General features: G+C 63.9%; 10 protein-coding genes and 1 pseudogene. 5 read left to right on the top strand and 6 right to left on the bottom strand.

Going from position 1 to position 13,987, the window contains the following annotated elements; genetic code table 11:
- Positions 1-72 precede the first annotated feature (72 nt).
- The gene (locus tag AOQ71_RS36935; RefSeq protein WP_057757832.1) at positions 73-288 is read left to right on the top strand and encodes a hypothetical protein; all 216 of its coding nucleotides are present in this window, start codon (positions 73-75) and stop codon (positions 286-288) included.
- 47 nt (positions 289-335) lie between these two features.
- Positions 336-818 (top strand): hypothetical protein, encoded by a 483-nt coding sequence (locus tag AOQ71_RS36930; RefSeq protein WP_157083791.1) that lies wholly within the window; start codon positions 336-338, stop codon positions 816-818.
- Between the two features lie 99 nt (positions 819-917).
- On the opposite strand, the gene AOQ71_RS36925 is transcribed toward AOQ71_RS36930, so the two are convergent.
- From AOQ71_RS36925 to AOQ71_RS36910, 4 genes and pseudogenes are all read right to left on the bottom strand, one after another.
- Positions 918-2,264, bottom strand: a complete 1,347-nt coding sequence (locus AOQ71_RS36925) for an ABC transporter substrate-binding protein (protein ID WP_057757826.1) — start codon at positions 2,262-2,264, stop codon at positions 918-920.
- Between the two features lie 11 nt (positions 2,265-2,275).
- Positions 2,276-3,145, bottom strand: coding sequence for a carbohydrate ABC transporter permease (locus AOQ71_RS36920; protein ID WP_057757823.1), 870 nt, complete (start codon positions 3,143-3,145; stop codon positions 2,276-2,278).
- Positions 3,142-4,091 (bottom strand): annotated as a pseudogene (locus AOQ71_RS36915) (carbohydrate ABC transporter permease). Before AOQ71_RS36915 ends, AOQ71_RS36920 begins: the two are co-directional and overlap by 4 nt.
- A 1-nt stretch (position 4,092) precedes the next feature.
- Positions 4,093-4,944 carry a phosphodiesterase gene (locus tag AOQ71_RS36910; RefSeq protein ID WP_057757821.1) on the bottom strand — a complete coding sequence of 284 codons (852 nt, stop codon included), beginning with the start codon at positions 4,942-4,944 and terminating at the stop codon, positions 4,093-4,095.
- Positions 4,945-5,156: 212 nt separating this feature from the next.
- Here AOQ71_RS36910 and AOQ71_RS36905 point away from each other — a divergent pair, with 212 nt between their 5' ends.
- Positions 5,157-5,690: an REP-associated tyrosine transposase gene (locus AOQ71_RS36905; RefSeq protein WP_057757818.1), complete on the top strand. Its 534-nt coding sequence runs from the start codon at positions 5,157-5,159 to the stop codon at positions 5,688-5,690.
- Positions 5,691-5,810: 120 nt separating this feature from the next.
- Here AOQ71_RS36905 and AOQ71_RS36900 read toward each other — a convergent pair whose 3' ends face one another.
- Positions 5,811-7,283, bottom strand: a complete 1,473-nt coding sequence (locus AOQ71_RS36900) for a protein adenylyltransferase SelO (protein ID WP_057757815.1) — start codon at positions 7,281-7,283, stop codon at positions 5,811-5,813.
- Positions 7,284-7,478: 195 nt separating this feature from the next.
- On the opposite strand from AOQ71_RS36900, the gene aspS reads away from it, so the two are divergent.
- Positions 7,479-9,251 (top strand): aspartate--tRNA ligase, encoded by a 1,773-nt coding sequence (gene aspS / locus AOQ71_RS36895; RefSeq protein WP_057757812.1) that lies wholly within the window; start codon positions 7,479-7,481, stop codon positions 9,249-9,251.
- 160 nt (positions 9,252-9,411) lie between these two features.
- Here the strand turns inward: aspS and AOQ71_RS36890 are convergent, their stop codons facing one another.
- Positions 9,412-11,385 carry a hypothetical protein gene (locus tag AOQ71_RS36890; protein ID WP_057759011.1) on the bottom strand — a complete coding sequence of 658 codons (1,974 nt, stop codon included), beginning with the start codon at positions 11,383-11,385 and terminating at the stop codon, positions 9,412-9,414.
- A 245-nt stretch (positions 11,386-11,630) separates the two neighbouring features.
- On the opposite strand from AOQ71_RS36890, the gene AOQ71_RS36885 reads away from it, so the two are divergent.
- Complete coding sequence (locus tag AOQ71_RS36885) at positions 11,631-13,943, top strand: NADP-dependent malic enzyme (protein ID WP_057759009.1); 2,313 nt, start codon at positions 11,631-11,633, stop codon at positions 13,941-13,943.
- Positions 13,944-13,987 lie beyond the last annotated feature (44 nt).

The following is a 13,987-nucleotide window of genomic DNA, read 5'->3' as shown; positions in this document are numbered from 1 at the left end:
CGGGCGTAGCCACAAATTGGTTCGGGAGGTAGGCTGCTCTAGTCCGACGATTTCCCCAGCGAGCAGGCTGCAATGGAAGAGAACAAGCAGAAGTACGGCCGCGAGTGGGCAACCATCGCTTCGCAACACGCTCCCAAGCAACGGAACCGCGTCCTTCAGATCTTCTACGACCCCCACTTCGCGCCGCCGCTGGCATTCCAGTTGAAGCACCCCCAGACGCCGGTTGCGCCGCTTGCCGCGACATTGATTGTTTCCGACAGCCGATTTCCGTTGGCGTCATACGCGTAAACAATGCGGTGGATGTGCTCACTTCGTCATCCGCGACGGTGCCAACGATGCCGAATGCCGCCTACACGCTGAAACGGCGGATCGGTTCGATCAAAACCAACGCCTCTGGGCAGTGGGTCAAATTTATCCAAGACGGCGATCAGTTTTATTGGGATTTGCCGGTCGCCGACATCGTGGCGACCAATCCTGGTACCGCTTTGGTGGTCCGCACCTTGCCGTCAACCCCGCTCGGGCTACGGGTCGCGGCCGTGCTGTCGGTGGTTGGCGGCGCACCCACGGCCACCAACGTCCCCGCAGGCATCTACGTGTGGGATCCCGCCATCAATAGTACGCCAACGCTCGGCGCTGGCGGTGTCGTGACCATCGAGCCGTATAGTGCCAACGCCAGCCCGCTTTACGCAGGCGGTCAGACGGTCGTTATGACGAACACAAGTCAGCAGGTTAACAGCAAAGTATCCGTCAGCGGTTCGGATACCAGTCTGACCATCACGGTTATTGGCTGGATCGACCGTCGCGGAAGGGACAGCTGATGACCCAGCGTAATGCAGGGAAGCCGGCTGGGTTACGCCGAGCAGACGCACTTCGTGCATCTGCTCGGCTAACCCACCCTGCGAAGTGACCGAGGCTGCTTACGGCACCTTCAGCGAGGTCTCGGCATTGTAAGGCTTCAGGGTCTCGTCCGCCGCCTTCTGCGCCGCAACCAACGCTTCCTTCGGCTGCTTCTTGCCGTTGAGGACCAGCATGACCTCGTCCTCGAGATTCTTGCGGACGGGCACGGTCTTGTAGGTCGCGAACCAGGGCTTGGCGACGTCGAGCTGCTCCACCGCGGTCTTGGCGTCCGGGTTCTTGCCGAGGAAGTCGACCATGTCAGGCGTCTTGTAGGCGGCAATGTTGGGCGCGAAATAGCCGGTGGCGCGGCTCCACCAGGCGCTCTTCTCGGGCGAGGTCATCCACTTGATCAGCGTCCAGGCGGCCTTCTGCTTGTCGGCTTCCACGCCTGCCGGAATGATCAGCGAGGCGCCGCCGATCGGCACGGCGTTGCGGACGTTGCGCGGAATGAAGGCGACCTTGTAGTTGAACTTGGCATTCTCGCGCACATAGGTCAGCGAGCCCGTCGACAGCATCATCATCGCGGCGTTGCCTGCAATGAAGGAGGTGCTGACGGCCGGACCAGGCGTGGCGCCGGGCGGGTGAACCTTGTGCTTGCTCACGAGGTCGTTCCACCAGCTCAATGCACCCAGCATCGAGGGCGTATCGTAATAGACCTCGCCGCCGAACTCTTCGTTGTAGTAGCGCCCGCCATTGCTCATGGTGAGCGTCTCCATCATCCAGCCGCAATAATCATAGGCGCAGGGGATCGTGATGCCCCATTGCGTGACCTTGTCGCCCTCGCGCTTGGTCAGCTTCTTGGCCCAGTCGGTCAGCTCGGCCCAGGTTTGCGGCGGCTTGCTCGGATCGAGGGCGGCTTGCTTGGCCTTGTCGGCGTTGATGTAGAGCAGCGGTGTCGAATTGTGGAAGGGCACGCCATAGACCGAGCGGTTGATCACGGCATTGCCCTGCAGTGCCGGGAAGAACTGGCCCAAGAACTTCTCTTTGGTGGTGCCGTCTGCGGCGATCAAGGAATCGAGATTGGTGAGCTCGTTCTCGATCTGCATGTCGAGCAGGAAGTTCGCCGACATGATCACGGCGGCCGGCGGCTTGCCGGCCTTGATCGAGGCGCGCGTCTTGATCAGCGTGTCGTCATAGGAGCCGGTGTAGACGGCCGTTGCCTTGACGTCCGGATGGGTCTCGTTGAACTCCTTGATCAAGCTGCCCATGTCGCGGGCGAGCTTGCCGTCGACGGGCACGGGGAAGAACAGGTCGATCTCGGTCGGACCTTCGCCGGCGAGAGCCGGGAAGGCCAGTGTGCCTGTCAAGGCACTTGCCAGAGAACCTGCCATGGCAAGGCCAAGCATGAGCCTGCGGGAGAACAGCATCGGAAAATCTCCTATTTGATGCCTGAGGTGACGAAAGAGCTGATGAAGCGCTTCTGGAAGATCAGGAAGGTGATGAGCAGCGGTGCGATCACCATCAGCGTGCCGGCGGCAATCGTGCCCCAGGCCTGCGTGCCTTCCGCTGTTGCGGTGAAGACCGACAGGCCGACCGTGAGCGGCCGCTTGTCAGGCGAGTTGATCACCATCAGCGGCCACAGGAAGTCGTTCCAGTGGCTGGTCACCGAGATGATGGCAAAGGCCGAGAAGCTCGGGATCGACAGCGGCACATAGATATGCCGGATGCGCTGGAATAGGCTGGCGCCGTCGATCAGCGCGGCGTCTTCCAGCTCGGTCGGGATCGCTTCGAACGCCTGCCGCATCAGGAAGGTGCCGAAGGCGGAGGCGAAGAACGGCATCATCACGCCGGCGAGCGTGTCGTAAAGGCCGAACTGCGCGATGATGCGCAGGTTCGGCACGATCAGCAGCACCGGCACCAGCATCAGCTGCATCAGGAACAGATAGAAGATCAGCGTCTTGCCGGCGAAGTCGAGCCGCGCGAACGCAAACCCTGCCAGTGTGATCGTGACGAATTGCACCAGCAGGATGCCGGTGCAGATGATGGTGGTGTTGAGGAAGTAGCGCGGGAAGTCGCCGATCTCCCAGGCATCCCTGATATTGTCGAGCGTCGGCTTCAGGCTCGGGATCAGCTCGGCCATCAGATTGATGCCATCGGAGGACGGGCGCAGCGTCGCCACGCCCATCCACAGGAACGGGATCAGCCAGGCGAACGCGAGCAGGACCGTCAACAGGAAGCCGAGTTTGGGCGTGATCTCGTTGCGGGTGGCGAGCGGGGCGTCCTTGTAGAGACGATCGATCAGCTTCATGGTCCGCCCTCGCGGTTGGCCATGGTGCGGAACGACAGAGCAGTGAGCGCCATCAGGGCGGCGAGGGTCAGCAGCGTTGCCGCCGACGCCATGCCGATGTCGTAGTGCTCGACGGCTTGTTGGTAGATGTAGAACAGCACGAGATTGGTCGCGTTCGACGGGCCGCCCTTGGTCATGACAAAGACATGGTCGCCTGCGTCACCGCATTGAGCGTGGCGATGACGGTGACGAAGAGGAAGGTGGGCTTGAGCTCCGGCAGGATGATGTAGCGCAGCCGCATGACGGGACCTGCACCATCGAGATGCGCCGCTTCCATGACATCCTCAGGCACGGCCTGGAGGCCGGCCAAGAAGAACAGCATGTAATAGCCGGCGTTCTTCCAGATCGTGATGATCATGATCGCGTAGAGTGCGATATCGGGGTCGCCGAGCCAGTTCGGCAGCACCGGCAGCAGCCGGCCGATGTAGTAATCGAGCAGGCCGACATTGGGCAGGAAGATGAACAGGAACAGCGCGGATGCGGCGACCATCGGGATCAGCACCGGCAGGAACAGCGCGGCGCGCAGCGCGCTGGTCACCACATTGGTCCGCGCCAGCGCCAGGGCGAACAAGAGCGCGAGGCCGATGCTGGGGATCGCGGTGCCGACGGCGTAGATCGCATTGTTGATGACGGCGCCGGTGAAGGCGGGGTCCGCCAGCACCGCAGCGATATTGTCCAGGCCGACGAAGCGAAGCGGCGCCTTTGGCGTGGCGCGCTGATAGAGCGCATCGATGACCACGCGGCCCATTGCGCCATAGGTGAACAGCGCGAGGAAGATCAGCGAGGGCAGCAGCAGCAGATAGGCCGGCAGCGAAGCTTTGAGGCGGGCAATGAACCGCGTCACGATATGCAGCCGCGTCGGCACTGATGCCACGACCGGAAGAGCCACGGGTTCTGCGAGGCTCATGTCATCGCGCCGGGAAATTGAGCGCATAGTCGCGGCCGTCCACGCCCGCAGGTGGGTCGAAGGGGAAGCGCAGACTGGTGTCGAGGAAGTCGTGACTGTGCACGACGAGATTGTCGTCGTCGATCAGCACCACGCCATAGGCCGGCGGCTCGTGGCTGGCGAGATGGTCGGCGGCGTTGGCATCAAGCTCGAACCAGACCTGGTGGTTGGTACCGCGTAGCGTCGAGAACGGGATCTTGCCATAGCTGCCGAAGATCGGCCGGTGCACATGGCCGAAGAAGAGATGGCGGATACGGGCGCGGTAGGGCGCGATCACCGCGGCAAACTCGGCGCTCTGCTTCAGCGCAATCTCGTCCATCGCGTGCACGCCGACCGGGAAGGGCGGATGATGCATGAACACGACGAAGGGTTGGTCGGCGGGCGCGGCGGAAAGCGTCTTCGCCAGCCAATCGAAGCGCTTGGCGCACATCTCGCCGGCATGGCTGGTCTCGTCCAGCGTGTCGAGGAAGACGAAAAGGCCATGCTCGGTGGTGCGGGTACCCTGCACGAAGCCGTTGGGATCGCGCGGCGCGGCCTTCAGCCCGTCGAGGCAGGCGACGCGCTTGTCGTGATTGCCGACCATCGCAATGTAAGGAACCTTCAGCGCCGACATCGCCTCGGCGAAATTGGCGTAGGATTCAGGCTCGCCCCAATGGGTGAGGTCGCCGGTCACCACCGCGAAGGCGGCATCGGCCTGGTGCTTGTTGACGTCGGCGATCGCCGCATCGAGCCGGGTGCGCGGGTCGAGGCCGTAGAGCTTCAGCCCGGGGTTTGCGAGATGGGTGTCGGTGATGTGGATGAACTTGAAGGGCATGGCGCGCTTTGTCGGGGCTTCTGGAGGACGGGCGCCTCCGGCAGGACGGCCCTGGCAGGGCGTTAGTGCGCGTGTGTTTCAGTTTGATGACAGTGGTTCCCGAGCGCATCCAATTCCACAGGAAGCCGTAGTCAGGCGCGAGAACGGTAGGGTGGATTAGCGAAGCGTAATCCACCCTGTGAGCCAACTAAAAGTTGTGCTAGTTGTCGTCGATGTCCAATTATCGCCGTGCATTCATTCGTGGAGGATGCTGGTTCTTCACTGTGAATCTGCTTGACCGGCGGAAAGCTCTCCTAACTGAGCGGATCGAAATTCTACGGGACGCGGTCGCCGCAACGCGCCAGAGCCATCCCTTCGACATAGATGCTTTCGTGGTTCTCCCGGATCATTTGCATGCCGTCTGGAAGTTACCACCGGGCGCCGCGGATTTTTCGGTCCGTTGGCGATTGATCAAGACACGTTTCGCCAAAGCGCTCCCGGCGAATGAACGATTAAGCACAGTCCGCGCCGCACGAAACGAACGCGGCATCTGGCAACGCCGGTTCTGGGAGCATCTCATTCGTGACGAGGCCGATTACGCGCGCCATGTCGAGTATTGCTATTTCAACCTGGTCAAGCACGGGCAGGTATCCAAAGTGAGTGACTGGCCGTACTCGTCGTTTCATCGCGATGTGCGGGCCGGATTGTTTCCCGAGGATTGGGGTGGTGATATCAAGATCGCAGGGGAGTTTGGCGAACGGGCGTGAATGTCACGATTACTTGTGGGGTGGATTGGCGAAGCGTAATCCACCTCTTTACTTCCCGTTTGGCGAGAGAAGAGGTGGATTACGCCTGCGGCTAATCCACCCTGCGCATCGAGCTTGTCGCTACGTCCCGCAGAACGTCTGCAGCACCCGCTGATCCGGCAACGGCGGATCGGCGTACGCGGCATACTCCGGCTGGTCCTCGTAGGGCTTGGCCAGCACCTTCACCAACTCCTCGAACGGTGCATAGTCGTCGTTGTTGACGGCAGCCTGGATCACGGCCTCGACGCGGTGGTTGCGCGGGATGAAAATCGGGTTGACGGCGTGCATCGCGGCTCGCCGTTCGGCCGGGGCCTGCGGCTCCAGCGCGATGCGGGCGCGCCAGCGGCCGGCCCATTCGTCGAAGGCTGCGGGCTCCATGAACTGCGCGCGCACGTCGGTGCCGTCGTCGCCTGCAGCATCGCCGAGCTTGCGGAAGGTGAGGGTGAAGTCGGCCTGGTTCTTGGCCATGGCATCGAGCAGGTCCTGGATCAGCGCCTCGTCGCCGTCACGCTCCGTGAACAGGCCGACCTTGCGGCGCAGGCCGGCCTGATAGGCCGCGCTGAACTGATCGGAGAACGCGCCGAGAATATCCTGCGCTTCCGCGACCGCCTTCTCCTGGTCGTCGGAGAACAGCGGCAGCAGGCATTCGGCAAGGCGCGTCAGATTCCACAAGCCAATGCGCGGCTGGTTGGCGTAGGCGTAGCGGCCCATCTCGTCGATCGACGAGAAAACCTGCGCCGGGTTGTAGGCGTCCATGAAGGCGCAAGGGCCGTAATCGATGGTCTCCCCGGAGATGGAAGAGTTGTCGGTGTTCATCACGCCGTGGATGAAGCCGACCAGCAGCCAGCGTGCGATGAGCTCAGCCTGGCGTTCGACGACGCCAGCGAGCAGGGCGTGATAGGGCCGCTCGGCGTGAAGCAGGTCAGGATAGTGCCTGGTGATGACGTGATCGGCGAGCTGGCGGATCGCATCAGTGTCGCGGCGGACGGCGAAGAACTGGAAGGTGCCGACGCGGATGTGGCTGGAGGCGACGCGGGTCAGCACCGCGCCGGGCAGCGCGGTCTCGCGGATGACGTGCTCGCCGGTGACGACGGCGGCGAGCGAGCGCGTGGTCGGAATGCCCAGCGCATACATGGCTTCGCTGACGACGTACTCACGCAGCACCGGGCCCAGCGCGGCGCGGCCGTCGCCGCGGCGGGAGAACGGGGTGGGGCCAGAGCCCTTGAGCTGGATGTCGCGGCGGACGCCGTCCCGGTCGATGACCTCGCCGAGCAGGATGGCGCGGCCATCGCCGAGCTGGGGCACGAAATGCCCGAACTGGTGACCGGCATAGGCCATGGCGATGGGATCAGCGCCGGCGGGAACCGTTTTCCCGGCCAGGATCTCGGCCCCCTCGGGGGTCTCCAGCACATCAGGATCGAGCCCGAGCTGGACCGCCAGCGGCCGGTTCAGCTTGATCAGCCGGGGCGCGGATACCGGGGTCGGCGCGACGCGGGCAAAGAAGCTGTCCGGCAGGGCCGAATAGGAGTTCTGGAAGGGGAAATGGACCGTCATGGGCTCAAGATAGGGCTGGAACGCCTGATGGCAAAGGCTTGAGCCCAAATGGCCCAAAAAGGGTCCTTCGGGGTCCAAAACAGGCCGTTCCTTTGGTTGCTGCTTTGGGCCTCGTCGGGTAAACCCTGCCGCAACTTCGGACCGGTCGTTTCAGGCGGTCCGATTCGTATCCTCCGACATTGATTTGGGACGACCATGCATCGCTACCGGTCACATACATGCGGCGCGCTCCGCGAGAGCAACATCGGCGAGACCATCCGCCTCTCGGGCTGGGTCCATCGCGTGCGCGACCATGGCGGCGTGCTGTTCATCGATTTGCGCGACCATTACGGCCTGACCCAGTGCGTGGTCGACCCGGACTCGCCGGCGTTCTCGCTGGCCGAAAAGCTGCGCTCGGAATTCGTGGTCAAGATGGACGGCAAGGTCCGCCGGCGCCCCGAAGGCACCGACAATGACGATCTGCCGACCGGCAAGGTCGAGGTTTATGTCAGCGAGATCGAGGTGCTGGGCCCGGCCGGCGACCTGCCGCTGCCTGTGTTCGGTGACCAGGAATATCCCGAGGATATCCGCCTGAAGTACCGCTTCCTCGATCTGCGCCGCGAGAAGCTGCATCAGAACATCATGACGCGCGTCGAGATCATCAAGTCGATGCGCCGGCGCATGGAGGGGCAGGGCTTCTTCGAGTTCAACACGCCGATCCTGACCGCGTCTTCGCCGGAAGGCGCGCGCGACTTCCTGGTGCCCTCGCGCATCCATCCGGGCAAGTTCTATGCGCTGCCGCAGGCGCCGCAGCAGTACAAGCAGCTGCTGATGATGTCGGGCTTCGACCGCTACTTCCAGATCGCGCCCTGCTTCCGCGACGAAGACCCGCGCGCCGATCGTCTGCCGGGCGAGTTCTACCAGCTCGACGTCGAGATGAGCTTTGTCACGCAGGAAGACGTGTTCGCGGCGATGGAGCCTGTCATCACGGGCGTGTTCGAGGAGTTCGCCAAGGGCAAGCCGGTGACGAAGAACTGGCGCCGCATTCCGTTCGCCGAGGCGCTGCGCAAATACGGCAGCGACAAGCCTGACCTGCGCAACCCGATCGAGATGCAGGACGTCTCCGAGCATTTCCGAGGGTCAGGCTTCAAGGTGTTCGCGCGCATGCTCGAGGACCCCAAGAACCAGGTCTGGGCCATTCCCGCGACCGGCGGCGGCAGCCGCGCCTTCTGCGACCGCATGAACTCGTGGGCGCAGGGCGAGGGCCAGCCCGGCCTTGGCTACATCATGTGGCGCGAGGGCGGCGAGGGCGCGGGTCCCCTTGCGAACAACATCGGGCCGGAGCGCACCGCCGCGATCCGCGCGCAGCTCGGCACCAAGGAAGGCGATGCGGCCTTCTTCGTCGCCGGCGACCCTGATAAGTTCTGGAAGTTCTCTGGGCTCGCCCGCAACAAGGTCGGCGAGGAATTGAACCTCACCGACAAGGAGCGGTTCGAGCTCGCCTGGATCGTCGACTTCCCGATGTACGAGTACAACGAGGACGACAAGAAGGTCGACTTCTCGCACAACCCGTTCTCGATGCCGCAGGGCGGACTCGAGGCGCTGAAGAGCCAGGATCCGCTGACCATCAAGGCGTTCCAGTACGACATCACCTGCAACGGCTACGAGATCGCCTCGGGCGGCATCCGCAACCACGTGCCGGAAGCCATGGTGAAGGCGTTCGAGATCGCAGGCTACGGCGAGCAGGAAGTGGTCGAGCGTTTCGGCGGCATGTACCGCGCCTTCCAGTACGGCGCGCCGCCGCATGGCGGGATGGCCGCGGGCGTCGACCGCATCGTCATGCTGCTCTGTGGCACCACGAATCTGCGCGAGATCTCGTTGTTCCCGATGAACCAGCAAGCCATGGACCTGCTGATGGGCGCGCCCTCGGAAGCCACGGCCAAGCAGCTCCGCGAGCTGCACATCCGGGTGAACCTGCCGCAGAAGTGAGGCTGTTGCATTTCCTCCGCGTTCGCCAAGGCGGATGCGGAGGAAAGCTGCCTCCAAACCGTCATTGCGAGCGGAGCGAAGCAATCCAGAATCTTTCCGCGGATGCGAGTCTGGATTGCTTCGCTCCGCTCGCAATGACGGGGAGAGAGTTGTGTCTCCCCTACAGCCCCGTCGACGCCTCCATCCTGAACTGCGCCAGCGCGACGATCGGCTCGTTGTTCAGGACGTCCATGAGCTGAAGCACCGGCACCTTGCCAAGCGGTGTCAGCTTGATTGTGAGCGTTTGTCCCGAGGTCTCGACGAAGCTCGCGATCGCGTCCACCGCGGGCTTGGCATCGATATTGGAGGCCGCAACTTTCTCGCCTTGCGCCCGGATCATTTCAACGATGGCGCTGCGCGCGGCGTCGCGACTGACGTTCTGCATCCGGGCGAACTGCGCCACCACCAGATCGACGACGCCGCTGTCATGGAGGGAGAGCTCGATCGTGCCGGTCTCGATCTGCATTGCCTGTCCCGTCACCTGCGCCGGATCGAGCGAGAACATGTCGCGGGACACGTTGGCGAGTGCAAGACGCGCCTGCGCTCTGGCGATGCCTCCAATGTCGAGGGTCGCCGGCGCGAGCACGAGGCTGTTGGATTGCTGGGTCCAGGCGGCGCCTAGATCGAGGTCGATCGCGAGCTTGTCGATGCCGGCGGCGAGCAACGGAAGCTGCTTCGGATCGGATGCATCGGTTGGCGTGACGAATTTCGCAACCACATGCGCTTTGCTCGGAATCGAGCCGATCAGCTGCCCCCAGTCCAGGCTCACGGTGTCGACCGTGACCAGCTTCCTGATGTTCTTGAAGGGCGCAACGACGCCCTTCAGCTCCGCGCCTGCGAGCACGCCGAACAGCCCGAGCATCTGATCTGGCGAGGGGGCCCGCCCGGGAGTCGCGATGCTTGCCGTCCAGCGAAGCAGGCTGGGGAGGCTGAATGATTTGAGCGCGAAGCGATCCATCTTGAATTGTCCCGCGGCGGCGGGAGCATCGAGACCTTCCACCGCGAACTCGCCCTCTGCATATTTGATCGCATCGAGCTTCGCAGTGCCCTGCGGCGTTGTGGCCGACAGATTGCTGATCTCGGCCTTGCCGACACGCAGGCCCTCGTAAACACCAGCGATCTTCTCCATCAGCTCGCGGCTCTGCGCCGGCGTCGGAGGCGCCGAGCTATCCTTCGGCAGCAGGGCGAGCAGCTCGCCGGGGCGGAATTTCGACGGCTGATAGCCGATGTCTTCGACGATGATCCGTCCGACCTGGGCGCGCACACCTTGGGTCGATGTCAGCGCATAGCTTCCGGTGGTGACTTGGCGATAGACGCGGCGGTAGGTCTCGTCATTGGCCTTGGCGGGATCCAGAGCGGCAATCACCGCATTCGCATCGAAGCCGTCGATGACCATGTCGGAGAGCTCGCCGGTCAGCTTGTCGGGCCGCGACGGTTGCCGCGTGGTGATGGCGAATACGGCGTGGTCCAGCTTGGCCGTGTCGATCTTGCCGCGGTTGATGTTGCGGATCGCCAGTCCGGAATAGGTGATATCCACGTCCCCGGTGACACCTGTGCCGGTATTCATCGCGACGCTCAAGCTCGGAACGGTGACCGAGGCGGCGGTGACGTCCGCAAATTGCTCAAGCGTGAAGCGATAGGCGTCAAGAACCGACTCGGACGCGGGCGCACCCTGCACGCGCGTGGGACCGGAGTAATTGGTCAACGTGGCTTGCGGGATCTTGTAGCTGCCTTTCAGGCCGGCAGCTCCCGCTTCGCCTGAGATCGCCAGCTCCACGCCGGCGATCTCGATCGTGCCGGCCGAGACATGCGCATCGTCGGTCTGGCCGACACCTGCCGCCTTGATACGGGCGGCCTTGAAGCCGGCAATGGGCGAGCGCCCCGGCTCGACATTGATGTCCTCGATCGTCAGCGTCCGGCTCGGCAGGTCGAAGCCGATCCTGCCGTGGCTCGCCTTGCCGCCACCGCTGCGGATCTGCTCGAAAGCCGCCTCGATCTCGGCGGTGACGCGGTGCTGGACGTAGAGGTTGAAGCCGAACCATCCGCCCGCGACGAGCACGGCTGCTACGATCAGGCCGATCAGGATCCGCTTCATTCCCAGCTCCAGTTGCTCATTGTGCGCTGCGCAACCCGCCATATTCGGGAAATGTCGCAAGGTCCAGGGAAAGCGAGCGCTGTCAGATATTTGACTGATGGCCCTGTTGATGGGACCGCAATCGGATGTTGCCACCGGGCCTTCGGCCGTGCTTCATCCGGGTTTCCACGACCCGGAAATAGCGTCCGCTTGGATGATCGCTCCGGATGATGCATTTTGAGGCCGGTAACGCGAGGCAAGACCGCATGTCGTCCTATTCCGATGATCTCCACCAGGCGGCGCTGGCCTATCACCGACTGCCGCGCCCCGGAAAGCTCGAGATCCAGGCGAGCAAGCCGCTCGCCAACCAGCGCGACCTCGCGCTTGCCTATTCTCCGGGCGTTGCCGCCGCCTGTACCGAGATCGCCAAGAACCCGGCGGAAGCCGCGACCCTGACCACCCGCGCCAACCTGGTCGCGGTGGTCTCGAACGGCACGGCCGTGCTCGGCCTCGGCAATATCGGCCCGCTGGCCTCCAAGCCGGTGATGGAGGGCAAGGCGGTCCTGTTCAAGAAATTCGCCGGCATCGACGTGTTCGACATCGAGATCGCCGCCGACACCATCGACCGCGTGGTCGAGACGGTGGCCGCGCTCGAGCCGACCTTCGGCGGCATCAATCTGGAAGACATCCGTGGTCCGGAATGCTTCGAGATCGAGGCGCGGCTGAAGGAGCGCATGAAGATCCCGGTCTTCCATGACGACCAGCACGGCACCGCCATCATCGTCGCCGCCGCCATCACCAACGGTCTGAGGCTGAACGGCAAGAAGCTGTCGGAGGTCAAGATCGTGGCGTCGGGGGCAGGGGCGGCGGCGATCGCGACGCTCAACCTGCTGGTGTCGATGGGCGCGCAGCGCAAGAACATCTGGGTCTGCGACATCGACGGCCTCGTCCATGAGGGCCGCAACACCTCGATGGACCGCTGGAAGGCGGTCTACGCGCAGAAGACCGACAAGCGCACGCTGGGCGACGTCATCGGCGGCGCCGACATCTTCATCGGCCTGTCGGCACCGGGCGTGCTCAAGCCCGAGATGGCGAAGGCCATGGGCGAGAAGCCCCTGATCATGGCGCTGGCCAATCCGACGCCCGAGATCATGCCGGAAGAGGCGCGAAAAGTGCGTCCCGACGCCATGATCTGCACCGGTCGCTCCGACTATCCGAACCAGGTCAACAACGTCCTCTGCTTCCCCTTCATCTTCCGCGGCGCGCTCGATGTCGGCGCCAGCGCGATCAACGAAGAGATGAAGCACGCTGCGGTCGAGGCCATCGCGCAACTCGCCCGCGAGGCGCCGTCGGATGCCGTCTCCCAGGGCAGCCTCGATACCGGCGAGGCTGGCGGCTTCGGTCCGGGCTCGCTGATCCCCAGCCCCTTCGACCCACGACTGATCCTGCGTATTGCGCCGGCGGTGGCGAAGGCGGCGATGGAATCCGGCGTCGCGACGCGCCCCATCACCAATTTCGACGAATATCGCGCGCTGCTCGAGCGCTTCGCCTTCCGCTCCGGCCTCGTCATGAAGCCGATGTTCGCCAAGGCCAAGACTCAGCCGGTGCGCGTGATCTACGCCGAAGGCGAGGACGAGCGCGTGCTGCGCGCCACGCAAGTGGTGCTGGAGGAGAAGCTGGCGACGCCGATCCTGGTCGGCCGCCCCTCCGTGGTCGAGGCGCGCATCAAGCGCTTCGGCCTGTCGATCAAGGCGGGCAAGGATTTCGATCTCGTCAACCCTGAGGACGATCCGCGCTATCGCTCTTACGTTCAGTCCTATGTCGAGGTCGCCGGCCGTCGCGGCGTGACGCCGGATGCTGCGCGCACGGTGGTGCGTACCAACAACACGGTGATCGCCGCGCTCGCGGTGACGCGCGGGGAGGCCGATGCGATGCTTTGCGGCGTCGAGGGCCGCTACATGAGCCATCTGCGCCATGTCCGCGAGATCGTCGGCTTCTCGCCCGGCGTCAGCGACTACGCGGCATTGGCGTTGCTGATCACCAGCAAGGGCGCGTTCTTCATCGCCGACACGCAAGTGCGGCCCAATCCGAGTGCGGAAGAGCTTGCCGAGATCGCCTCGCTTGCCGCGGTCCACGTCCAGCGCTTCAACATCAAGCCGAAGATCGCCTTCGTCTCGCACTCCGATTTCGGCAGCTACGACACCGACTCCTCGCGCAAGATGCGCCGGGCGACCCAGCTCTTGAAGGAGAAGCACCCGGAGATCGAGGCCGACGGCGAAATGCAGGGCGACACCGCGTTGTCCGCCGCGGCGCGCCGCATGGTGCTGCCGCACTCCAAGCTGGAGGGCGAGGCCAACATCATGATCATGCCGAGCTTGGATACCGCCAACGTCGCCTACCAGATGATCAAGTCGCTGGCGGACGCGCTGCCCGTCGGCCCCATCCTGATCGGCCCGGCGCGGACAGCCCACATCCTGACGCCCTCGGTCACCGCGCGCGGTATCCTCAACATGACGGCAGTTGCCGTGGTGGAAGCGCAGGAGCGTGCGGCGCGGCAGCAGCCGACGCTGTTTACTTAGCGGTCGTGCTCCACGAACTCGTCATGCCCGGGCTTGTCCCGGGC

The organism is Bradyrhizobium manausense (assembly GCF_001440035.1).
In the GTDB taxonomy this organism is placed as follows: Bacteria; Pseudomonadota; Alphaproteobacteria; order Rhizobiales; family Xanthobacteraceae; genus Bradyrhizobium; species Bradyrhizobium manausense.
This window is presented reverse-complemented; position numbering and strand designations above follow the sequence as displayed.